This is a genomic window from Actinospica durhamensis, assembly GCF_018139695.1.
Classification (GTDB): Bacteria; Actinomycetota; Actinomycetes; order Streptomycetales; family Catenulisporaceae; genus Actinospica; species Actinospica durhamensis.
Window position 1 is genome coordinate 18521 of sequence record NZ_JAGSOG010000023.1, and the last position, 22047, is coordinate 40567.

Sequence of the window (22047 nt, forward strand, 5' to 3'; positions counted from 1 at the left end):
CCTCGACCTGCACGGTGTACCCCCCAAGATACGCCCTGAGCCGATCGAGGACTCGACCCTGACGCCTGGTGGTTCAGCGACCCTCGTCGGTGGCGCCGGGTAGGCCCGAAGCCGAGGTGAGGAACCTGAGCGCGGTGGAATTGGCCGCGATCAGTGCGGTTCTGACCACCCAGAACGAGTCGACGATCAGTTGGCTGGGCCCCTTCTGAAACGACACCTGGTCCCTCGGCGGCACCACGAGATCGCCCGAGCGCAGGTCGTAGAAGGCGTTGCGCTCGACGTCGAGTCCGATGTCCGGTCCTCGCGAGCTCAGCTGATCGACCAGGGAGCCGGCTTCCAGGCCGGAGGAGTGGGCCAGCTGGCGCAGCGGCTGCGCGAGCGCGTCGGCGTAGAGCTGCATCAGGATTCGATCATGCTGCTCGGCGGGGGTCGGCTCGGACAGCGTGCGGCCCAAGCCGGCCAGCACGTTGGCACCCCCGCGGACCAGGCCGTAGTCCAAGGCCTGCCGGGCCACCCGCAATCCGTTGCCGGCCCGGCGCATCCGGGCCTGCCGGTCCGGCCCTGGGCCGATCTTGACGATCGCGATCCCGGCCTCGAGCCTCCGTACGGTTTCGAACACGCGGTCCGAGGCCGAGTGATCGAGCTCTTCCTGCAGTGCCCAGTAGCGTGCGGTGACGCCGTCGGCCTGCGCGGGAAGGGCGGCGAGGATCGTGGTGGAACGCGTGACGATCGCTTTGCGGGCTTGCCCGAACCAGGTTTCGGCCGACAGTTCGCCCAACTCTTCCGGACGCAGCACGCCACCTCCGGAAATCGCCGCGAGGTCCCGCAGCACCTCATCGGCGCTGACGCGGGCGGCATCGTTCAGCCGCACGGCGGCGACCTGGATCCTTCCCCGGAGCTTCTCGATGGCCATGAATCGCACCAGATCGTCGGCGACGTCCCGCGCGACGACGAGCACGGCGTCCCTGCGTGAGCCGAGGTCGAGCAGAAAGCGACGCACCGGCTCAGCGTCCAGGAGCGTGCCGTCCACCAAGAGCACGCGCGGATTCTCCAGCACCGCTTCGCTGCGGTCGTCGTCGGTGAACAGCTCCGGGTCGACCAGCCCGGCGTCGAAGCTGGTGCCGTTCACGACGTCGAGTTCGAGTCCGGGACTCGGGCCCTGTTCGAGCACGACCTTGCCGAAGAGCCCGGTCCGGTCCATGCCATTGCTGAGGATCTCGGCGATCTGCCGGTCCCCGTCCGCGGCCAGGACTGTCACCTGGAGCACCTGCTCCATCGTCTCGACGGGGACGGCGAAGTGATCAAGTCCCTGAACCGCCGCGATGGCGCAGTAGTCGAAGGTTCGCAGCACCACATCGAGGTCGGCGCCGTCGGCGAGTCTCGCGTGGGCGCCGCGGATGAACGCCTGGGCCAGGGCCACCGCCGTGGTGATCCCGTCGCCGGACCTCTCCGCGACGTTTCCGATCAGGTCGCGGATCAGGGCGCAGCCGACCGCCTGGGCCGGTTCGGCCGGCTGGAAGCGGGCCGCGACGACGCGCGGGTCGGACTCCTGCCAGAAGCCGCCGCCCTCGATCGGGATGAGGTGCTGGGTCCCGCCCGGCCCGAGGGCGGGGACGATGTGGCGGGCCAGGGCGTTGACGCCGTCGAGGGTGGCGTCGAGCGGGCTGCTCGTCCTCGGGCGGTGGCGGGCCGCGGCGTTGCGGCACAGGGCCAGGTTCTGGGCCAGCCCGCTGTTCTTCTGCTGGGGCTCCGGGTGTCCGGCGGCCTGCTGGCGGTGGCGCAGTTCGCCGAAGACCTCGCGCAGCGCGACGAGCTCGGACCCGCCCGGGACCCCGTCTCGCAGGATACTGATCAGGGTTCCGCTGAAGGCGGTGTTGCGCGCCCCGGGCGGGGCGATGGAGGGCGCGTTCGCGGGCGAGGACGCCATCGTGTAGGTGCCTTCGATCTCCACCAGCCCGCCCAGGACGGCCGACGCGTCGCCCATCGCGGCCACCGCCCGCCCGGCGAAGCAGCAGTCGAGTATCAGGATGCGTGTCTTCGCCCGGCTGCCGTGGATGATCCGCCGCATCCGGTCGAATCCGAACGCGGTGTCCTCGACGTACCTGAGCGAGGAGCGCTCCACCGCCAGGTAGAGCGACCCGGGCTGGGCGATCAGGCCGTGGCCCGCGTAGTACACGATCAGGACGTCCTCGGCTTCCTGGGCGAGGTCGGTCAGCGCCACGCCGAGGTCCTGCGGCGACTTCGGATCCGCGATGACGGTGCACACCTCCGGCCGCAGCCCGCCGCGGTCCGGGTCGGTCAGCACCGCCGCGAGGTCGGTGAGGTTGTTGGAGATGGCGGCGATACCCGTGAGTTCGCGTTCCTCGTACTGCGACGCGCCGATGAGCACGGCCCGGGAACGGTGCGGATCGGGCAGCCTGACCGTCGTCACCGCTCCCCCTTCTTCCCCTCGGCGGCGGGTACCGCACCAGCATGGCACCCGGGCGGGCCTCAGTGCCCGGATTCGCGCGCGGAGCATCCTTCCGGGCGCAGCGGGTAGGGCACGAAGGTGCTGGCGTTCTGGTCGATGCGCAGCGTGCGCCCGAGCGGCGGGACGGCGCGCTGCGGGCAGGCGTCGCGCTCGCAGGTCTTGCAGCCGAGGCCGATCGGGGTGGCCGCGGACTCGTCGACCAGGTCGAGGCCGGCCGAGTACACCAGCCGGGAGGCGTGGCGCAGCTCGCAGCCGAGGCCGATGGCGAAGACCTTGCTCGGTCTGGCCCAGCCGCCCGGGGCGCGCACCACGGTGCGGGCGGTCCACAGGTAGCGGCGGCCGTCGGGCATGGCCGCGACCTGCACGTGTACCCGGCCGGGGGCGGCGAAGGCCTCGTAGACGTTCCACAGCGGGCAGGTGCCGCCGCTGCGGGAGAAGTGGAAGTCAGTGGCGGACTGCCGCTTCGAGACGTTCCCGGCCCGGTCCACCCGGACGAAGGAGAACGGCACCCCGCGCCGCCCCGGACGTTGCAGGGTGCTGAGGCGGTGGCAGACGGTCTCGTAGCCGACGCCGAAGTGGTCGGCCAGGTGCTCGAGGTCGTAGCGGGCCTGCTCGGCGCGCTCGTGGAAGACCCGGTAGGGCAGCACCAGCGCGGCCGCGTAGTAGTGGGCGAGACCGATCCGGATCAGCGTGTGGGCCTCGGATCCCGGCTCCACCGGCTCGCGCTCGGTCAGCTCGCTCAGCAGCGCGTCGTGCTCGAGGTAGGCGAGCTGGGTGGCCATCCGGAAGGCCTGCTGGCCCGGGCGCAGCCGGACCGACAGACGCAGGGTCCTGCGTCCCGGGTCGAAGATGTGCAGCCGGTCGCGGTCGTCCAGGTCGCCCACCTCGACGCGGACGCCGTGCCGCTCGGAGAGCCGCTCCTCCAGGCCGGAGCGCACCTCGCCGCGGCGCAGCCCGATCCGCGCGGCGAGCCGCTCCGCCTCCCGGTCCAGCTCGTCGACGTAGTTGTGCCTGCGGTAGAAGTACTCGCGCACGCTCTCGTGCGGGGCCTGCGTCTCGAGGGCGTCGAGCGCGCCGCGGTCCCCGGCCAGCGCGGCGAGGTGCTCGCCCGCCGCCCGGTTGCGGCGCTGCAGGTCGAGCAGCAGGTTCGCCACGCCGGGCAGGCGTCCGGCCAGTTCCTCCAGGTCCCCGGGCGATATCCGCCCGGCCGTGACGTGCTCGCCCAGCGCGTCGCGCAGGTCCGAGGTCAGCCGCAGCTGGTCGGCCGGGGCGAAGTACGCGGCGTCCACGTCGAAGGCGGTGGTCAGCTTCAGCAGCACGGGCACCGTCATCGGCCGGGCGCCGTGCTCGATCTGGTTGACGTAGCTGGCGGACAGGTCCAGCGCCAGGGCGAGGGCGGCCTGGCTCAGTTCACGTTCCTCGCGGAATCTGCGCAGGCGGGTACCCACGAACGCGGTGCTGTTCACACGTAGCCTCCGGGTCGGGTCGGCTCGTTTCGCGCAGCATACTGCAGACTCCGCCGGCCGTCGGCTTCGCAGACTTCGCCGCTTCGCCGCCGCGGCTTCGCAGAACGTGGCCCCGCTCCACGGGTGACGGGCGCCTTCCCCGCTGCCACAGTGAGGCCCACGGCCGGATCCGCACTCCCGCGTGACCGGCACGTCTCATCGCGGCCTTCGCGGCCGCGATCTCGCATCCCGAGGAGTCATCATGACCGAGCAGGTTCGCCGAGAGCAGGAGCGGCGGGCGGCCGAACTGTCCGCGCGCTGGGCCTCGGACCCGCGCTGGTCGGGCGTGGAGCGCACCTACACCGCGGCCGAGGTGGTGCGCCTTTCCGGATCCGTCCGCGAGGAGCACACCCTGGCCCGCCACGGCGCCGAACGGCTGTGGCGGCAGCTGCACGAGCAGGACTACATCCACGCCCTCGGCGCGCTGACCGGCGGCCAGGCGGTGCAGATGGTCAGGGGCGGGCTGCAGGCGATCTACCTGTCCGGCTGGCAGGTGGCCGCGGACGCGAACCTGGCCGGGCAGACCTACCCGGACCAGAGCCTTTACCCGGCCAACTCGGTGCCGCAGGTGGTCCGGCGGATCAACAACGCGCTGCTGCGCGCGGACCAGATCGACACGGCCGAGGGGAATCAGGGCCCGGAGTGGCTGGTGCCGATCGTGGCCGACGCCGAGGCCGGGTTCGGCGGTCCGCTCAACGCCTTCGAGCTGACCAAGGCGATGATCGCGGCCGGTGCCGCGGGCATCCACTACGAGGACCAGCTCGCCTCCGAGAAGAAGTGCGGCCACCTCGGCGGCAAGGTGCTTGTGCCCACCGCGCAGCACATCAGGACCCTGAACGCGGCCCGGCTGGCCGCGGACATCGCGGACGTGCCCACCCTCGTGGTCGCGCGCACCGACGCGCTCGCCGCGAACCTGCTCACCAGCGACGTGGACGAGCGCGACGCCCGGTTCTGCACCGGCGACCGCACCGCCGAGGGCTTCTACCGGGTCGAGCCCGGCATGGCCCCGGTCATTTCGCGCGCCCTGGCCTACGCCCCGTACGCGGACCTGCTGTGGGTGGAGACCGGCACGCCCGACCTGGCCGAGGCCCGGGAGTTCGCCGAGGCGATCCACGCCGAGTACCCGGACCAGATGCTCGCCTACAACTGCTCGCCGTCGTTCAACTGGAAGGCGGCGCTGGACGACGACCAGATCGCCAAATTCCAGCGCGAACTCGGCGCCATGGGCTACCGGTTCCAGTTCATCACCCTGGCCGGCTTCCACGCGCTCAACCACTCGATGTTCACCCTCGCCCGCGGCTACGCCCTGCACGGCATGACCGCGTACGTGGACCTGCAGGAGGCCGAGTTCGCCTCCGGCGCCGACGGATACACGGCGGTCAAGCACCAGCGCGAGGTCGGCACCGGCTACTTCGACCTCGTCTCCAGCGCGGTGAATCCGAACGCGGAGACGCTCGCGCTGGTCGGATCCACCGAGACCGAGCAGTTCCACTGAGCCGACCGGACCCCGCAGCGTGGAGACGCCCATGAAGACCAGCACGATCGAGATCCTCGGGCCGATGGAACCGCGGTTCGAGGAGATCCTCACCGGCGAGGCGCTCGCCTTCCTCGCCCGCCTGCACACCGCGTTCGCCCCGCACCGCGCGGCCCTGCTCGCCGAGCGAGGCCGCCGCGCGGAGCTGCTCGCGGCCGGATTCGACCTCGACTTCCCGCCGCAGACCCGGCACATCCGGGAGGACCCGACCTGGCGGGTGGCCCCGCCCGCGCCGGGCCTGGTGGACCGCCGGGTGGAGATCACCGGCCCGCCGGAGCGCAGGATGACCGTCAATGCCCTGAATTCGGGGGCGAAGGTCTGGCTGGCCGACTTCGAGGACGCGACCGCCCCGACCTGGCACAACCTCGTCTCCGGCCAGCTGAACCTGCTGGACGCGATCGAGCGCCGGATCGACGAGACCACGCCCGACGGCCGGCACTACCAGGTCGGCTGGGACCCGGCCACGATCGTGGTGCGCCCGCGCGGTTGGCACCTGGACGAGGCGCACCTGCGCTTCGACGGCAAGCCCGCGATCGGCGCGCTGGTGGACTTCGGGCTCTACCTGTTCCACTGCGGCCGGCGGCAGATCGCGGCGGGCAGCGGGCCCTACTTCTACCTGCCGAAGCTGGAGAACCACCTCGAGGCCCGGCTGTGGAACGAGGTGTTCACCGCGGCCCAGGTCGACCTCGGCATCGCGCACGGCACGATCCGCGCCACCGTGCTGATCGAGACCATCACCGCCGCGTTCGAGATGGAGGAGATCCTCTACGAGCTGCGCGCGCACGCGGCCGGGCTCAACGCGGGCCGCTGGGACTACCTGTTCAGCCTGATCAAGAACTACGCGGAGCTCGGCGAGAAGTACGTGCTGCCCGACCGGGCCCGGGTGACCATGGACCTGCCGTTCATGCGCGCCTACACGAACCTGCTCGTGCGCACCTGCCACCGGCGCGGCGCCCACGCGATCGGCGGGATGGCCGCGGCGATCCCGCAGCGCGATCCCGGGGCGAACGCCGCCGCGGTGGCCAAGGTGCGCGCGGACAAGAGGCGCGAGGCGGGCGACGGGTTCGACGGCTCCTGGGTGGCGCACCCGGCGCTGGTGGCCGTGTGCCGGGAGGTGTTCGACTCCGTACTCGGCGCCCGCCCGAACCAGATCCGCCGCCAGCGCGAGGACGTGCGGGTGAGCGCCGAGGACCTGCTGGCCGTGCACAGCGGCGCCCCCGGCTACCCGACCCGCGAGGGCCTGGCCGCGAACGTCGCCGTCTCGCTGCGCTACCTGGTCTCCTGGCTCGGCGGCTCGGGCGCGGTGGCGCTGTTCGGCCTGATGGAGGACGTCGCGACGGCGGAGATCGCCCGATGCCAGCTGTGGCAGTGGCAGTACCACTGCTCCCCGCTCACCGGCGGCGCGTTCGTCACCCCGTTCATGATCAGGGACCTGATCCAGCTCGAGGCCGCCGCGCTGCTCGTCGAGGGCGGCGACGCGGTGCGCATCGCGGACGCGGTCCGGGTGCTCGAGCAGACCGCGCTCGGCCCCAAGCTCCCGCCGTTCCTCACCGTCGACGCGTACGCCCGGTACATGGTCGAACCGGAGGCGGTCGCCGCGGCTGCGTAGGGGCTCCGGTGGTAGGGAATCCGGGGTGAGTCCGGTGTGAATCCGGTGAGCAGGAGACAGGCGGGTGGGGCCGGCGCGACGGCCCCACCCGCCTGTCACCGCTCCCGGACAACCGCGCGTCGGACTATCGCGCAGCGGGCGGCCGGTAGCCGGGGTGAACGCCGACGGCGAGCCCCTGGCGGACGGCGAGCCGCTCGAGCAGTTCCTGGAGTTGCGCGCGCTCGCGCTGGTCGAGGCCGTCGCAGATGTCGTCTTCGTGGGCCGCGCCGACGGTGGCGAGCCGCGCCATGAAGTCGGTCCCCGCGGCGGTGAGGTAGAGCGCGTGGTGGCGCCGGTCCTCGGGATTGCGCCGCCGCTCGATCAGCCCGCGCTCCTCCAGCCCGTCGACGAGCAGCACCAGCCGGCTCGGCGGCGTGCCCAGGGTACGGGCGACCGCCTGCTGGCTCTGCCCCGGCTGCCAGGCGATCAGGCGCAGCAGACCGGCCTGAGCCGGGGTGAGGTCGAGCTGCCCGACCCGCTCGGCGAACCGGGCGGCCGCGTGCGCACCCAGCTGGGCCAGCAGAAACGCGTTGCCAGGCCGCCGCGGCGGCGACCCGTCGCCTCCGCCGTCTTTCGCACTCACGCTCTTGTTCGTACTCACCCTGCCATCATACCCGCTTGACAATCGTATACGCCGGATAACTATATTGGAGTGGACACCGTTTCTCCGCAGCTACCAATCCGTCCACTCGCCACCAGGGGAAGCCATGACCGCCACCGACGTACCCGTCACCACCGCCCGCCGCCCGCAGGCCCAGGGCGGACCGCCGCCGCTCGCACCGATCCTGGCCTACGGGGTGCTGATGGTCACCGCGGTGATCCTGTCCGCCGCGAGCCCGGCGCCCTCGGCGTCCGCCGCGTCCGTCCTGGCGTATGACCGCAGCCACCACGATGCGCTGCTGGTCGCGGGCTGCCTCGGATTCGCGGCCGCCCTGCCGCTGGCCGTGTGGTGCGCCACCGTCTACCGGCGGATGCGCACCGGGCTCGGCATCACCGCCCCCGGCGCGGTCATCGGCCTGGTCGGCGGGCTGCTCGCCGCCTCGTCCCTGGCCCTGACCGGACTGGTGAACTGGACCAGCGCGCAGACCTCCACGCTCGGCGACGCCGGGGTGGCCCGCGCCCTGGCCGACCTGAGCTTCGCCACCGGATCCGCCGGATTCGTCACCCCGCTCGGCCTGCTCCTGGCCGGCATCGCCGTGCCCGCCCTGATCATGCGGCTGCTCCCGCGCTGGCTCGCCTGGACCGGCCTCGTCGTCGCGGCCCTCAGCCTGGTCTCGACGTTCGCGCTGCTGACCTCGGCGCTCTACTTCACCTTCCCGGTCGGCCGCTTCCTCGGCCTCGCCTGGCTGATCGCGGTGAGCGTCCTGCTTCCCGCCAACCGCCACGCCGTGCGCCGCACGACAGCCTCCTGAGAGACCCGCCTGTTCGAATGGCTGGAGTCCGAACCCGGCGCCGACGCCCGCGCACAGATCTTCGGCCCGCTGGAGCAGGAGGTCGACGAGCTGCTGCGGGACGAGGCCGCCGCGATCTGCCGAACCCACCACATCGCCGCCGACGCCCTGCGCACCACCGTCCGCCTCCGCACCCCCCTCGGCGCCCGCGTCCGCTGAACGCGAAGGTCTCCGCGCCGGTCAGCCATCCGCGCACATCGCGCTCGCCACGGCGCACGTCGATGACGCGAACCCCGGGCACGATCGAGGAATCGTCGTCGCCGAGGCCGCCGATGGCGATGCGCTCGTCATCGAGCCAGACCATCGCGTGGGCCCAGTAATACTCCCGTGTGCACAGACTCATCCGGCTGGCCCCGTCGTCCGACTCGAACGAATTGCCCTCCAGCCACGGCGCTATCTCCCACGAGGTCACCGCGCCGAGGGGGTGCCAGATCCAGCCGTCGTCGGCGATACGCGAGCCGGACGGGTTGAGGTGCAGCGCGCCATGGAAGTAGTCGAGGGAACGTGGAGGCAGTCGCCGCTCGAAATCCGCGGACTCGGCGAACTCACGCGCGGTCATCACCTCGCCGGTCGCGAGGTCTACCGCGTCCAGGCGGTTCCAGTCGGTGCGGTGGATGAGGATCTCAGCGCCGCGATGCATGGTGAAGGCGAGAGAGAACGGAACCGTCTCCTGTTCGTCCGTCCCACCGTGAAGCGTGAGCGCTTCCCGCCCGCTGAACAGGTCGAGGACCACGCCATCCGTGCCGTAATCGACGGCGATCGCGAGAAATCGGCCGCTCGGCGACGGGTGCAGCCGCAGCGCGGCCGGGTGCTCGCCCCACGTCTCCTCAGACTGGCCCGTCGTCGTGAGCGTCGTCGAGCCTACGAGTTCGCAGGCGCTGGTGCCGCAGTCCCAGCGGAAGACCTCGCCACGCTCGGACAGGACCAGCCACGCCGCGGATCCGGACGCATCGAGGGGCGCGACAGCACGGGCCGGGGTTGCTTGAAAGGGCAGCGGCGTGATGAGCAAGGCCGTGCCGCCGCCCCTACGCCCTTCCACGCGAGAACCGTACCGTGCGTAGCAGTTTCCGGTCCGAGGGATTCGTGATCACGAAGGTCTTGTGCGGGTAGCGTTCGCGCACTTCGTAGACCGCGTTCTCCATCGTCGTCAGCGCGCCGCGCGCCGCTGCGGGGGCGGAGTAGGCCAGGAACCAGCGCCACTCGTCTTCCTCGGTGGGCGCGTGTCCCTGCAGGCGGGCCTGCATCGTGCGCCGCAGCCGCCCGAGCGCGTGGCCGATTCCCATGTCGTTGTCGACGTTCCGGTGTTCGACGACGTCGTAGAGCTCGAATATCAGGATGGCTTCGGCTCGTGCGGCGAAGTGCCTGTCCCACCACCACGGTCCGCCGCCGGCTATCCAGCGCGGCTGGGCCGCGAGTTCGCGCGCGATGACGGCGAGGCGGTCGGTGGTGGCGGGGATGCCCTGCTCGTCGTACAGGTGGGGCCGCAGGTAGATCGGCTCCAACCCGAGCGTCAGCGGGAGGTATCGGTACACGCGGCGCTCGAAGCCGGGGACGTAGACCTCTGCGACCTGCCCGGCGAGGATTCGGCGCCACAGGGCTTCGCGCGCCGGTATCTCGTCCTGCGGTGACTGCGACTGCGCCTCGTCGCTCAAGGGTCACCCCGTTCTCAGCCTGGGGACTGCATCCACTGAGACAGCTCAGCACACTTCGGCCGAGTGTGGCTCAGCTGCGCAGGTGGGACGCGCCGTTGAGGTCGAGGATGGTGCCCGACGCCCAGGTGGCCTCGGGCGAGGCGAGGTAGACCGCGGCGGCGGCGACCTCTTCGGGCGTGCCGACACGGCCGAAGGGGCTCTGGTCGCGCAGTTCGTCGCCGCCGGGTCCGGCCAGCTTCGCGCTCTGGCGGGTGGTGGAGATGAAGCCGGGTGCCACGGAGGCGACGCTGATGCCGTGCGGCGCGAGGGCCACGGCCATGGACTGGCCGAACGCGTGCAGCGCGGCCTTGCTCGCGCCGTACGCGGGGTAGTCGGGCTCGCCGCGGAAGGCCCCGCGCGAGCCGATGTTCACGATGTGGCCCGGAGCCTGACGCTCGATCAGATGCCGCGCCACGGCCCAGGTCAGGTCCGCCGCGGCGAACACGTTGACGTCGATCATGCGGCGCCACGCCGTGCGCCACGCCTCGAGGGAGACGGTGGCCACCGGGTGGTGGTTGTCGGCGGACGGGGCGATCGCCGCGTTGTTGACCAGGACGTCGATCGCGCCCAGCGCGGCCACCGCCTGCTCGAGCACCCGCTCCGCGCTGCCCGGCTCGGCCAGGTCGGCGCCGACGATCGCGTGTCCGTCCCCGGGGAGCAGCCGCAGCGTCTGCTCGGCGTCCTCCCGCGCGGACGCGTAGTGCACGGCCACGCGCTCGCCCCGGGCGGCGAACGCGATCGCGATCGCGCGCCCGATGCCGCGCGAGGCTCCGGTGACGAGGACGCCCCTCATCGCGGGGCCGTTGGACGAAGGATCGGTCATGGCGGGAGACCTCTCTGCGCGGTGGACGATCTGCGCGGTGCGCGCTCAGGCGAGGGTTTGGGTGAGGGAGTTCTCGGTGTCGCTGCAGACGAGGCGGGCCTGGGCTCCGTTGACCAGGGGCAGGTAGGGCACGACGTGTCCACATTCGACGTCTGCGATGATCGGCACCCCCAGGACGGCGAGCGCGTCGAGGACGGCCTCCCGCTGGGTCAGGCTGGGGGCGTCGGCGGCTCGGGTGCGGCCGACGACGACGGCGTTGGCCTGGTCGAAGTACCCGGACAGGCGCATGCCGTGCAGGGTGCGGCAGATCTGGAACGCGTCGTCGCCGGACGCCTCCACGTAGACGAGCAGGCCCTCCGGCGCGTGCTTCCGGGCGAAGCCCGCCACGTCGGCGAAGGGCGTACCGGAGACGGGACCGAGGGTTTCGACGCACCCTCCGATCAGCCGGCCGGCCACCTCCACGGCCCCCGAGCCGTCCAGGCGCGTCCACCGGCCGGGCGTGTCCAGCGTGAGCTCGGTGACGTCGGGGTGGCCCCGATAGTCGTCGAAGCCCTCGCCGCGGTAACGGCCGGGCGAGTCCTGACGCAGCGTCGCACCGGGCGCCGCGGCGGCCAGGTCCAGCCAGCTCAGCAGTCCCTTCGGGGCCCGGTACGGGGTGTCCATCAGGTTGTAGCCGTGGATGGTCGCGATACCGGTGCGCAGGGTCAGCGGGGTGAGGATCGTGGCCAGGTCGGAGAAGCCGACCAGCCAGGTGGGCTCGGCCGCCTCGATCGCGTCCCAGTCGAGCAGCGGCAGGATGTCGATCGCGGTCTCCCCGCCCCAGGGCGGCACCACGGCCCGCACGCTCGGGTCGGTGAGCATCGCGGTCAGCTCGCGCGCGCGTTGCGGCGCGGGTGCGCTGATGTGCCCGGCCCCGTCCATGCACTCGCCGACGACCACCTCGTACCCGCGTGCTCTGAGGGTCTCGAGCGCGTACTCGAAGCGGGGCCACAGGGCTTGCGGCACTCCGCTGGAGGGCGAGGTGACGCCGATTCGGTCACCGGGGCGCAAAGGAGCAGGGAATCGCACAGATGAGAGCCTATCTGAGCGGGCGAATCGAGAGTGACGATCATTCGAGCATGGGCTCGCATGTCGCAGGCCCTCACCGGGACGCGGCGCTCCCCTCTTTCCCCGCGGCGGATCAGGCCACGAGCAGCCGCAGGCCGAGCTCTGCCGCGTCGAGCGCGACGAGGTCGCGGTTGCGTTCGGCCCACCGGCCCGAGGCGAGGTCCTCGCGGAGCATGTTCACCGCCCGCTGCTCGGCTTCCGGCCCGACCCTGGTCCACACCGAGACCGCGCGGCGCACCTGCTCGTCGAGATACGCCTCGGGTCGGCGCCAGTAGGCCTCGAAGAAGCCGTCGGCGCAGTCCCACGGGATCAGCAACGGCTCAGCGCGGCCGCCGATCGCACGGGTCATGTCGGCCAGCGAGGGCCAGCCGACGAGCAGGTCGGCGAATTCGGGCAGGTAGTCGCGGGTGAGCCAGAACCGCTCGAGCCAGCCGGGGGTCCTCGCGTCGTAGGTGAGCACGACGACGCGGCGGGCCACCCGGCGCAGTTCGCGCAGCCCGGCGAGCGGATCCGGCCAGTGGTGGACGGTGGAGACGGCCATCGCCGCGTCGAAGGTCTGGTCTTCGAACGGCAGGTGCTGAGCGTCGGCGGCCACGCACGGCGCCGCGCCCGCGGGACGCTGGGCCCGCATCACCGCCGACGGCTCGACCGCCGTGACGTCGCGGTCGACCGGTTCGTAGGAGCCCGTGCCCGCACCGACGTTGAGCACCGTCCGCGCGTCCCCGAGCGCACTCCAGATCTGCGCGGCGATCCGCGGCTCGGTACGCCGCGTGGCCGGGTAGGCGGACCCGATCGTGTCGTACAACTGCGCGCCCAACATCTTCAGCTGCTCCTCCGGTGTCGTCTTGATCCCCATCGCCCGTGCCTCCAGTTCCCTCTCGATGGCCGCCACCATGGCGTCGGCGCGGTCGCGCTGCTCCAGCAGCAGGCCGCGCAGCCGGCGCAGGTGCGCGACGGCGTCGGTGGCCGGGTCGTCGACCAGGTCCGCGATCTCGCGCAGTCCGAAGCCCAGCCGCCGGTAGGCGAGCACCTCCCGCAGCCGCTCCACGTCGCCCGCCGCATACGCGCGGTACCCGGCCGCGGTCCGCGCGGACGGCTGAACCAGGCCGATCTCGTCGTAGTGATGCAGGGTGCGTACACTCACGCCGGCCAGTTCGGCCACGCGTCCCACGGTCAGGCGCTCTGCCACGCCCCCGACTATGCGGCATGACGCCACGTGAGGGTCAACCACCAGGGGCGGGAATAGAGACGCAGAGCTCGAAGGTTTGTGTCTCAGTGATCTTAGGAGTCGCTCTGACCGACGGCGTGACGCAATCCGCCGGCAACCTCGTGGACGAGACCGTCCGCCTGACCCGGCAGGCCGCCGAGCTGGGGCTGCGCTCGGCGTGGCTGGGCCAGCGGATGGACTTCGACTCCGTCGCGCTGGCCGGGATCGCCGGCCGGGAGGTGCCGGGGATCGCGGTGGGCACCTCGGCGGTGCCGATCTTCGCTCGGCACCCGATCCTGGTCTCCAGCCAGGCGCAGCGGGCCGGCCGCGGCGCGCCCCGCATCGCCGCCCTCGTCCCCGGCCTGGTCACCACCGACCTGGACACGGCACGCGAGGCCGCGGCCGCAGCGACCGCCTTCTACGACCAGGTCCCGTCCTACCAGCGGATGACCGAGCTGGCGGGCGCGTCCCGGACGAGCGAGCTGGTCACGTTCGGCGACGAGCAGGCCGTCGCGACGGTCGTCCAGGACTACTTCGACGCGGGTGCCACCGAGGTGATCTTCACCGAGACGAACCTCCTCGGCGAGGAGGCACGGCTGCGCACCTGGCGCCTGCTCGGCGAACTCGCCCGCGGCTGAGCGCCGTCCTGGAGGCTCCGACCAGTATCAGACATCGCCATCTTGACCGGGGCGCAGCACGCAGAACTCGTTACCGTCAGGATCCTGCAGCACGTACCACGTCCACCCGTCCTCCTCGACGGGAAGTCCGGTGGTGTGACGGGCTCCGGCCTCGATGAGCCTGGCCAGCTCGCGTTCCAAGTCCGTGGTGCGCAGGTCCAAGTGGACTCTATTCTTCCCGGTCTTGGCCTCGGGTACCTTCTGCAGCAGCACCTCGATGCCTTCACCTGTTGCAGGAAGAAGGGCCAGGTAGGCGTCGTCGTCCGCGAGAGGGTCGGCCACGTAGCCCAATGCGGCGGTCCAGAACGCGGCCGAGCGGCGCAGGTCTGTGCAATCGAGCACGATGACCAGTTCCGTGTCTTCGCGCCCTGCATAGCGAGTGGGCCTGTGCACCATGCGGGAACTCTACTCCGGCACTGATACCAGGAGCCCTTACTCCGACACCGGCCTGACGACCATGAGCGAGTCTTCCAGGCTCGCCACCATGGCGAAGGGAAACCGGTCGAGCTCGAGGCAGAGTGCGACGTCGTCGGGATGCACACCCTGACGCACACCCTCGGCCAGTTCGACCGCGGCGCGCGAATCGGCGGCGCGGCGGAGGAACTCGGCCGCGTCCGTCTCAGCCTCGACGGTCCTGCGCGCGATGTACTGAGCGCACGCCAGATCCTCGTCGGCCCGGCCGTCCTCGCCGGTGACCACGAACGTGACCCGCTCGCCCCCGCGCGTCCGCAGGACCTCGGCCGTCGCCTGCGCCACCACGAAACTCGCGCACAGCACCAGCGAAGCGTCCTTGACCGCGAGCGCGCCGACCGTCCCCGCCGTGGTCTTCTGCACGACGGTCCGGCCGCCGAGGTCGACGGATCGCAGCAGACCGGGCGAGTTGACGGCGTCGAAACCGGGCGCGGACGCACCGTCCTTGAGCGCCAGCCAATCCGGGTGGCGGGCCTTGAGCGCCAGGGCGTCGTCCAGCGACTCGGCGAGAACGATCCGCTCCGCGCCCTGCGCGAAGGCCCAGGCGGCCACGGTGAAAGCACGCATGACGTCGACCACGACCGCCACCGAAGGGGTTTCGACGAGTTCGGCGATGCCGAGGAAACGAGCGTCCATCCGGCCATGATCCCCCGCGCCCGACCCGGGACGCGGCGGCCGAGGCCTGGCCCGGGCTCTGGCTCAGTCGGTGGCCAGCAGGCCGAGCTGCGTCAGCACGCTGACGCCGTCGTCGAGGCCGACCTCCTCGATGATCAGGCCGTCCTCGACCTTCAGGACGGTGATGCCGGTGAAGCGCATGCTCCTGCCGCTGCCGGCCGGCACGCCGCCCAGGGGCAGGTCGGTGAACGCGTCACCGGTGTGGGTGCCGCCGCCGATCCACTGCCCGACGACGTAGTCGCCCTCGGCGATCAGCTCGGCGGTACCCTCGAAACCGAGGTCCGGGAACGCGGCACGGAACCCGGTCGCGAACGCGCGCACCGCCTCGCGCCCGCGCAGCGGCTCGTGCAGCGAATACTCGAAGCGGATGTCGGGCGCCGCGAGCTCGTCGATCACCGCGGGGTCGAAGTTCTTGCCCCAGAACTCGGTGAACCAGCGGCCGACCACGGCCTTGTTCTCCTCGACGGTCATGTGGACTCGTCCTTTCCGTAGCGTTCGGGCGAGGGACACACCTGGCGGCGCGGCCTTCACCCGGTAGACGGCGGAGCGGACTGCGACGTGAGATCCCGCCGGACCACACACTTCGGACGGTACCGAAGCGTCCGGAACCTACGGTCGAGCCCATGAAGACCGCGGCGCAGACCCAGACCGAGACGCAGACCCAGGCCCAGACCGAGGCCCAGTCCCAGACCCAGACCCAGACCCACCGCACCATCGCACCTCAGATCCTTTACTTCGGCACCCCGGTGGTCCTGCTGACGAGCGAGAACCCCGACGGCTCGGCCAACCTCGCGCCGTTGTCCTCGGCCTGGGCGCTCGGCCAGGCCGTCGTGCTCGGCCTCGGCACCTCCGGACAGACCGCGGCCAACCTGCGCGAACGACCCGACCTCGTGATCAACCTGCCCCCGCCGGCGCTGTGGCCGCAGGTGGAGCGGCTCGCCCCGCTGACCGGCCGTCACCCGGTGCCGCCCGGCAAACAGGGCACATTCCGCTACGAACGGGACAAGTTCGCCGCCGCCGGCCTGACCCCGCAACCCGCCGACCTCGTGCGCCCGCCGCGCGTCGCCGAGTGCCCGCTCCAGTTCGAAGCCCGAGCCGCACGCGTCCAGCCCGACGTCACCGGGGCCTTCCTGATCATCGAGGCCCACGTACTGCGGGTACACGCCGCGCCACAGCTCACCGTCCCGGGCACCGACCACGTCGACCCGGGCGCATGGAGTCCGCTGATCTACAACTTCCGGCACTATTTCGGCCTCGGCGCGCAGCTCGGCCACACCTTCCGCTCCGAGACCGCCGCCACGCGATGACTCTTCAGCGGACGGGACATCCTGCTCGCGCCGCTGCCGCCGAGGTTCCGGAGGGCGGACACCGGCACCCGCGCCGGCGACCCGCCGGCCACTGATCGCAGCGCCCTTGCGTACCTACTGCCTATACTGTCTATACTGTGCATGTACAGTCAGCGGAGGGAGCGGTGAGCGTCGTGCGCGTGGTTTTGTCCAACAGCTCGAATCTGTCGCTCTACGAGCAGATCAAGGAGCAGGTCGGGGCGGCCATCCTCTCCGGCGAGCTGCCCGAGGGCGCGGCCCTGCCGTCGGTCCGGGCGCTCGCGCGGGACCTGCGCATCAGCGTCATCACGACCGCCCGGGCGTACACCGAGTTGGCCGCGGCGGGCTTCATCACGACGGTCCCCGGCAAGGGCGCCTTCGTCCAGCCGCTGGACTCGGAGCTCGTGCGGGAACAACGGGTGCGGCAGGTGGAAGGCGGGCTTCAGACCGCGTTGGACGCCGCCCGGCAGGCGGGTCTGAGCCGTGACGATCTCGTCGAGATCCTCGACGCGCTGATCCGGCTCGAGCAGCGGGACGAGATCGAGGTCGAATAGCAGGGCACGGACACACGAGACGAGGGAGGGTTCGCGATGGATTCGGACCTTGCGTTTTCACTTCGGGGCGTGGGGGCCACCGCCGGCAGCTTTCAGCTGCGCGACGTCAGCCTCTCGCTCCCCGTGGGCTACGTCATGGGCTTCGTCGGAGCCAACGGCGCGGGCAAGACGACGACCATCCGCTGCCTGCTGGGCATGCAGCAGATCCAGCGAGGCGAGATCGAGGTGCTCGGCCACCGCGTCCCCGGCCCGGTCGCGCTGCGGCAGGACGTGGGAGTGGTGCTCGACCACGACTACGTCGTGGGCGACTGGCGGCTGAGTGAGGTGGAGCGCGCGGTACGGCCCTTCTACGACCACTGGGACGGCCGGCGATATCGCGAGCTGCTCGAGGAATTCGGGCTGGACATGCGAGCCAAGGTCGGTGACCTGTCACGCGGCATGAACGTCAAGCTGATGATCGCGCTGGCGCTCTCGCATCAGGCGCGGCTGCTCGTCTTCGACGAGCCCACCAGCGGCCTCGACCCGGTCGCCCGGGACGAGCTGATCGGCATCCTCGGCGACTTCCTGCTCGACGAGGGACACAGTGTCCTGTTCTCCACGCACATCACCACGGACCTGGAGCGCATCGGCGACTATCTGACGCTCATCCACGCCGGGCGCATCGTCTTCACCGGGACCAAGGAGGAGGTCCTGGACGCCTACCGCGTCGTACGCGGTGGGCCGGACGACCTGACGGACACCGTCGGGGTCGAGCTGATCGGCCTGCGCCGGACGGCAACCGGGGTCGAGGCGATGGTGCCCGCCGCCGACGCGGAGCTGCTGGGCTCGCGGGTCGTCGTGGAGCGGCCCACCCTGGAGGAGATCGTCGTCCGCATCGGGTCCAAGGCCGGGACGAAGACCGGAGCGAAGACCGGGCCGAACAGCCGGCCCGTCGCAGAGCACGCCGACACGGGTCCCACCCGCTCGCGCGGCCGCCGGCCCGCCATGGCCTGGAGGAACAAGTGAAGCCCATCGTCCGCGTGACGCTGCTGGATCTGCGCACGATCACGCCCTACGGCCGCCAGGCCCTCGTCATCGCCGTCCTGGTCATGGCGATCACCGCCGACCGCCCCCAGGTCGTCCTCCCGGCGCTCATCCTGCTCGCCGCCTCGGTCACGGCCGGCTACCCCTTCCAGATCTCCGAGAAGGCCGACCTGGAGACGCTCTACGCCGTGTTGCCCCTGACCCGGAGTTCGCTGCTGCTCGGCCACTACCTCTCGGCGCTGGCCACCTTCGCCGTCTACGCGGTCCTCGGTTCACTCGAAGCCGTGATCTGCGCTCACCTGCGGCACGTCTCGTTCAGCGGACACGAGTTCGCGGCGGCGCTGGCGCTGTCCTGGGCCCTGTTCGCCCTCAACATCGCCGTCAAGTTCCCCCTGTTCATCCGCTTCGGATACTCACAGGTAGGCATGCTGGGCACGACCATCCCGATCGCACTGGTCGCGGTGATCGCCTCCCGGGCGCACCTGTCAGTGCCGTCGGCGGCATGGCTGGACCTGCTCGCGGCCGGCGGCCTGGTCCTGTTCGGAGGCTCGATCGCCGTCACCGTGGCCGTGGACCCGCGGCGGTTGCGCCGGCCCGGCCTCGCGGTCCGGTACTGAGGCCGCGTCGTCGCGATCTGACGAACACGCAGATCACCACCTGCGAGACGCCCGTTCCTCCGTGCCACGGTGAGACTATTTCGATAACAGAAGTTACCAAAGCATTACTTGTTCATGAGATTGACATGAGATCACTTCAGCACTTAGCATCGCCGGTCGGGGGACTGCTGCCATCTCATCAGGCTCGGCTACCCCACGTGAAACACTGGCTAGTGCGAGGACCGACAGATGCGTGTGGTGGTCACCGGAGGTGCCGGTTTCATCGGCTCGAACCTGTGTGAGCGGCTGATCGAACGAGGCGACGAGGTCGTCTGCGTCGACGACTTCTCCTCAGGCGTCCTGGACAACGTCCGGCACCTGACCGAATCCCCCCGCTTCTCGATCTCGCGCCAGGACATCTCGGCCGGGCTGACCGTGGACGGGCACGTCGACGCGGTCGCCCACCTCGCCAGTCCGGCCTCGCCGCCCGACTATCTGCGCCGGCCGCTCGAGACGCTCGCCGTCGGCAGCAGGGGCACCGAGAACGCGCTGGAGCTCGCCTTCCGCAACGGGGCGCGCTTCATCATCTCCTCCACCAGCGAGGTCTACGGCGACCCGCTGGCGCACCCGCAGCGCGAGAGCGACTGGGGCAACGTCAACCCGATCGGGCCGCGCAGCGTGTACGACGAGGCGAAGCGCTACGCCGAGGCGCTCACCATGGCCTACCGCCGCACCAAGGGTGTCAACACCGGCATAGTCCGGGTCTTCAACACCTACGGCGTGCGCATGCGGGCGGACGACGGGCGCGTGGTGTCGAACTTCATCACCCAGGCCCTGGCGGGCAAGGCGTTGTCCATCTACGGCAGCGGGGAGCAGACCCGCAGCTTCTGCTACGTCGACGACCTCGTGGGCGGCCTGCTCGCGATGCTCGGCAGCGACGAGCCGGGGCCGGTCAACTTCGGCAACCCGGAGGAGCGCACGGTCACCGAGCTGGCCGACCTGGTGTGCCGGATCGTCGGGAGCGACGCGGCGGTGGAGTACCACGCGCTGCCCCAGGACGACCCGACCCGCCGCTGCCCGGACATCAGCCTGGCCGGCCGCCTGTTCGGCTGGGCGCCGAGGGTGGGCATCGAGGAGGGGCTGCGCCGCACCACCGCGTGGTTCGCCGCGCAGCCGGAGCCGGACACCGCCGCACAGCTGTGCGGGGACGAATCCCTTGTCAGCGCAGAGGTATAGCGTGCAGGACGCGCCGGAGGTCGCAGGATGAAGGAGCGCCAGGTCCAGGGGGCGCCGAAGCGGGTCGCCCCGACTCCGCCGCGCCCGTGGTCGTCCGACGACGCCACGATGCTGCTGACGAAGTGGACCCCGCCGGTCGGCTTCGACGACGAGGTGGAGCAGTGGATCCCGGTCCGCGGCTTCGGCGCGGAGGCCGGGGCCTGGACCCCGCCGCCCGTCTACGCCGACCCGGCCGCCGAGGCGAAGGCGCGGCGCGACATCGAGGACGAGCTCTACCGGCTCTCCGGCGGCAACGTCACCGGGTTCCGGACCACCGGGCCGATCTTCGGCCCGCCGCTGAAGGTGCGTTACCTGGACCAGACCACCATGGTCCCGGCGCTGCGCCGGCGCGACCGGCTGGCCATCACGCTGATGTCGGTCGGCTGGATGGTGTGTTTCACGCTCTTCTGGATCTGGTGGCTCTCGCCGCAGAACCGCCTCGGCTGGGCCGGGCTGGTCATCAACAGCGCGATCCTGTTCTACGTCACGGCCATCCCGATGTACTTCCTGCTCGCGGTCGCCTGGCTGCGCAAGCTGGATCCGGCGATCCCGATACCGAGGCTGCGAGTCGCCTTCGTGGTGACCAAGGCGCCGTCGGAGCCGTGGGAGACGGCCAAGCGCACCCTCGAGTGCATGCTCTCGCAGGAGTACCCGCACGAGTACGACGTGTGGATCTGCGACGAGCGCCCGAACGAAGAGGTCATCTCGTGGTGCGAGGAGCACGACGTGAAGATCTCCACGCGGTTCGGGGTGGAGACCTACCACCGCACCAGCTGGCCCCGGCGCACCAAGTGCAAAGAGGGCAACCTCGCCTATTTCTACGACCGGGTGGGCTACGCGGACTACGACGTGGTCGTCCAGCTCGACTGCGACCACGTGCCCGAGCCCACCTATCTGGCCAGCATGGTCCGGCCCTTCTCCGACCCGGCCGTGGGCTACGTGGCGGCGCCGAGCATCTGCGACGCGAACGCCGACTCGTCCTGGGCGGCACGCGGCCGGCTCTACCGCGAGGCCGTCTGGCACGGTCCGGTGCAGCTCGGCCACAACGGCGGCCTGGCCCCGATGTGCATCGGCTCGCACTACGCCGTGCGTACCCGGGCGCTGCGTCAGATCGGCGGGATCGGCCCGGAGCTGGCCGAGGACTTCTCCACCACGTTCCTGCTGAACTCGGCCGGCTGGCAGGGTTCGTTCGCCATCGACGCCATCGCGCACGGCGACGGCCCGATGACCTTCGCGGACATGCTCACGCAGGAGTTCCAGTGGTCGCGCAGCCTGACCACCCTGCTGGTGCGGCTGCTCAACTCGCACCTGCCGCGGATGCGCAACACGCTGCGCACCCGCTTCGGCTTCTCGCTGGCGTTCTACCCGCTCAACGCCGCCGTGCTCTCGGCCGGCCTGCTGCTGCCGCCGATCGCCGTGCTGGCCGGGATCCAGTGGGTGCACGTGAACTACCCGTACTTCGTCCTGCACGTCGCCTCGGTCTCGATCTGGCTGCTGCTGCTCGTCGGCCTGCTGCGCCGCCGCGGCCTGCTGCGCCCGGCCAAGGCACCGGTGCTCAGCTGGGAGAACTGGATGTTCACGCTGACCGGCTGGCCGTACGTGGCGCGCGGCGTGACGGCCGGGTTCATGAGCGCGATCCGGCCGAAGCCGATCACCTTCAAGGTGACCCCGAAGAGCGCCGCGGGCATGCCCACGCTGCCGGCCAGGCTGATGACGCCTTACCTGGCCTTCTCCCTCGCGCTCTCCGGCGTGGCCGTCTACGGCGAGCTGTGCACCCAGTCCGTCGGCTATGTGCTGCTGTGCATCTTCAGCTCCACCGCGTACGCGACGATCTCGATCGGCGTACCGTTGCTGCACGCCCGCGAGTCCGCGCGCAACGCGGGCGAGACGTTCCGCAGGGCCCTGAGCGTCGCGCGGACGGCGCTGGTCCTGGGGCTGCTCGTGCTGCCCAGCCTCGGCTTCGCCATGGCCAGGTACGTCCCCTACGTACTCGGCGTGTACCACCGCTGACCCGC

Annotated in this window: 21 protein-coding genes; 10 read left to right on the top strand and 11 right to left on the bottom strand. The window is 71.1% G+C overall.

The window, feature by feature from the left end; genetic code table 11:
- Positions 1-73: 73 nt before the first annotated feature.
- Both KDL01_RS07675 and KDL01_RS07680 read right to left on the bottom strand, forming a co-directional pair.
- Positions 74-2431, bottom strand: a complete 2358-nt coding sequence (locus KDL01_RS07675; protein WP_212527661.1) for a caspase, EACC1-associated type — start codon at positions 2429-2431, stop codon at positions 74-76.
- A gap of 59 nt (positions 2432-2490) precedes the next feature.
- The gene (locus KDL01_RS07680; protein ID WP_212527662.1) at positions 2491-3936 is read right to left on the bottom strand and encodes a short-chain fatty acyl-CoA regulator family protein; all 1446 of its coding nucleotides are present in this window, start codon (positions 3934-3936) and stop codon (positions 2491-2493) included.
- Between the two features lie 241 nt (positions 3937-4177).
- Between KDL01_RS07680 and aceA the strand changes: the two genes are divergently transcribed.
- Both aceA and aceB read left to right on the top strand, forming a co-directional pair.
- Positions 4178-5470: an isocitrate lyase gene (gene aceA, locus KDL01_RS07685; protein ID WP_212527663.1), complete on the top strand. Its 1293-nt coding sequence runs from the start codon at positions 4178-4180 to the stop codon at positions 5468-5470.
- A gap of 31 nt (positions 5471-5501) precedes the next feature.
- Positions 5502-7118, top strand: a complete 1617-nt coding sequence (gene aceB, locus KDL01_RS07690) for a malate synthase A (RefSeq protein ID WP_212527664.1) — start codon at positions 5502-5504, stop codon at positions 7116-7118.
- 124 nt (positions 7119-7242) lie between these two features.
- On the opposite strand, the gene KDL01_RS07695 is transcribed toward aceB, so the two are convergent.
- Positions 7243-7758 (bottom strand): MarR family winged helix-turn-helix transcriptional regulator, encoded by a 516-nt coding sequence (locus KDL01_RS07695; RefSeq protein WP_212527665.1) that lies wholly within the window; start codon positions 7756-7758, stop codon positions 7243-7245.
- Between the two features lie 106 nt (positions 7759-7864).
- Between KDL01_RS07695 and KDL01_RS07700 the strand changes: the two genes are divergently transcribed.
- A complete protein-coding gene (locus tag KDL01_RS07700) occupies positions 7865-8569 on the top strand; it encodes a hypothetical protein (protein ID WP_212527666.1) in 705 nt (234 codons plus the stop codon).
- Here the strand turns inward: KDL01_RS07700 and KDL01_RS07705 are convergent.
- The 5 genes from KDL01_RS07705 to KDL01_RS07725 all read right to left on the bottom strand — a co-directional run bounded on the left by KDL01_RS07705 (position 8466) and on the right by KDL01_RS07725 (position 13418).
- Entirely contained in the window at positions 8466-9647 is a 1182-nt protein-coding gene (locus KDL01_RS07705; protein WP_212527667.1) for a hypothetical protein, read from the bottom strand. The two genes, KDL01_RS07700 and KDL01_RS07705, sit on opposite strands and share 104 nt — an antisense overlap.
- Positions 9634-10260 (bottom strand): hypothetical protein, encoded by a 627-nt coding sequence (locus KDL01_RS07710; RefSeq protein WP_212527668.1) that lies wholly within the window; start codon positions 10258-10260, stop codon positions 9634-9636. The genes KDL01_RS07705 and KDL01_RS07710 overlap by 14 nt, the downstream gene beginning before the upstream one ends.
- Positions 10261-10330: 70 nt before the next feature.
- On the bottom strand, positions 10331-11092 hold the full coding sequence (locus KDL01_RS07715; protein ID WP_368861530.1) for an SDR family NAD(P)-dependent oxidoreductase: 762 nt from the start codon (positions 11090-11092) through the stop codon (positions 10331-10333).
- Between the two features lie 75 nt (positions 11093-11167).
- On the bottom strand, positions 11168-12172 hold the full coding sequence (locus KDL01_RS07720) for a S66 family peptidase (RefSeq protein WP_212527670.1): 1005 nt from the start codon (positions 12170-12172) through the stop codon (positions 11168-11170).
- Between the two features lie 130 nt (positions 12173-12302).
- Positions 12303-13418: a MerR family transcriptional regulator gene (locus KDL01_RS07725; RefSeq protein WP_212527671.1), complete on the bottom strand. Its 1116-nt coding sequence runs from the start codon at positions 13416-13418 to the stop codon at positions 12303-12305.
- Between the two features lie 86 nt (positions 13419-13504).
- Here KDL01_RS07725 and KDL01_RS07730 point away from each other — a divergent pair, with 86 nt between their 5' ends.
- Positions 13505-14074 (top strand): LLM class flavin-dependent oxidoreductase, encoded by a 570-nt coding sequence (locus KDL01_RS07730; protein ID WP_438801950.1) that lies wholly within the window; start codon positions 13505-13507, stop codon positions 14072-14074.
- A gap of 27 nt (positions 14075-14101) precedes the next feature.
- Here the strand turns inward: KDL01_RS07730 and KDL01_RS07735 are convergent, their stop codons facing one another.
- From KDL01_RS07735 to KDL01_RS07745, 3 genes are all read right to left on the bottom strand, one after another.
- Positions 14102-14509, bottom strand: coding sequence for a VOC family protein (locus tag KDL01_RS07735; protein ID WP_212527673.1), 408 nt, complete (start codon positions 14507-14509; stop codon positions 14102-14104).
- A gap of 36 nt (positions 14510-14545) precedes the next feature.
- Positions 14546-15220: a 2-phosphosulfolactate phosphatase gene (locus KDL01_RS07740; protein WP_212527674.1), complete on the bottom strand. Its 675-nt coding sequence runs from the start codon at positions 15218-15220 to the stop codon at positions 14546-14548.
- A 63-nt stretch (positions 15221-15283) separates the two neighbouring features.
- Complete coding sequence (locus tag KDL01_RS07745; protein WP_212527675.1) at positions 15284-15730, bottom strand: ester cyclase; 447 nt, start codon at positions 15728-15730, stop codon at positions 15284-15286.
- Positions 15731-15882: 152 nt separating this feature from the next.
- Here KDL01_RS07745 and KDL01_RS07750 point away from each other — a divergent pair, with 152 nt between their 5' ends.
- From KDL01_RS07750 to KDL01_RS07775, 6 genes are all read left to right on the top strand, one after another.
- Positions 15883-16566 (top strand): flavin reductase family protein, encoded by a 684-nt coding sequence (locus tag KDL01_RS07750; protein ID WP_212527676.1) that lies wholly within the window; start codon positions 15883-15885, stop codon positions 16564-16566.
- 173 nt (positions 16567-16739) lie between these two features.
- Positions 16740-17138, top strand: coding sequence for a GntR family transcriptional regulator (locus KDL01_RS07755; protein WP_212527677.1), 399 nt, complete (start codon positions 16740-16742; stop codon positions 17136-17138).
- A gap of 69 nt (positions 17139-17207) precedes the next feature.
- Positions 17208-18143, top strand: coding sequence for an ABC transporter ATP-binding protein (locus KDL01_RS07760; protein WP_212527678.1), 936 nt, complete (start codon positions 17208-17210; stop codon positions 18141-18143).
- Positions 18140-18778, top strand: coding sequence for an ABC-2 transporter permease (locus KDL01_RS07765; protein WP_212527679.1), 639 nt, complete (start codon positions 18140-18142; stop codon positions 18776-18778). The genes KDL01_RS07760 and KDL01_RS07765 overlap by 4 nt, the downstream gene beginning before the upstream one ends.
- A gap of 228 nt (positions 18779-19006) precedes the next feature.
- Positions 19007-19993, top strand: coding sequence for a UDP-glucuronic acid decarboxylase family protein (locus tag KDL01_RS07770; RefSeq protein ID WP_212527680.1), 987 nt, complete (start codon positions 19007-19009; stop codon positions 19991-19993).
- A 27-nt stretch (positions 19994-20020) separates the two neighbouring features.
- Positions 20021-22042, top strand: coding sequence for a glycosyltransferase family 2 protein (locus KDL01_RS07775; RefSeq protein WP_212527681.1), 2022 nt, complete (start codon positions 20021-20023; stop codon positions 22040-22042).
- Positions 22043-22047: the final 5 nt, after the last annotated feature.

What these genes read in the sequence shown, in the direction of transcription:
- aceA (WP_212527663.1), top strand. Translation starts at nt 4,178, where the DNA reads ATGACCGAGCAGGTTCGCCGAGAGCAGGAGCGGCGGGCGGCCGAACTG.
- aceB (WP_212527664.1), top strand. Translation starts at nt 5,502, where the DNA reads ATGAAGACCAGCACGATCGAGATCCTCGGGCCGATGGAACCGCGGTTC.
- KDL01_RS07700 (WP_212527666.1), top strand. Translation starts at nt 7,865, where the DNA reads ATGACCGCCACCGACGTACCCGTCACCACCGCCCGCCGCCCGCAGGCC.
- KDL01_RS07715 (WP_368861530.1), bottom strand. Translation starts at nt 11,092, where the DNA reads ATGAGGGGCGTCCTCGTCACCGGAGCCTCGCGCGGCATCGGGCGCGCG.
- KDL01_RS07735 (WP_212527673.1), bottom strand. Translation starts at nt 14,509, where the DNA reads ATGGTGCACAGGCCCACTCGCTATGCAGGGCGCGAAGACACGGAACTG.
- KDL01_RS07740 (WP_212527674.1), bottom strand. Translation starts at nt 15,220, where the DNA reads ATGGACGCTCGTTTCCTCGGCATCGCCGAACTCGTCGAAACCCCTTCG.
- KDL01_RS07745 (WP_212527675.1), bottom strand. Translation starts at nt 15,730, where the DNA reads ATGACCGTCGAGGAGAACAAGGCCGTGGTCGGCCGCTGGTTCACCGAG.
- KDL01_RS07750 (WP_212527676.1), top strand. Translation starts at nt 15,883, where the DNA reads ATGAAGACCGCGGCGCAGACCCAGACCGAGACGCAGACCCAGGCCCAG.
- KDL01_RS07770 (WP_212527680.1), top strand. Translation starts at nt 19,007, where the DNA reads ATGCGTGTGGTGGTCACCGGAGGTGCCGGTTTCATCGGCTCGAACCTG.
- KDL01_RS07775 (WP_212527681.1), top strand. Translation starts at nt 20,021, where the DNA reads ATGAAGGAGCGCCAGGTCCAGGGGGCGCCGAAGCGGGTCGCCCCGACT.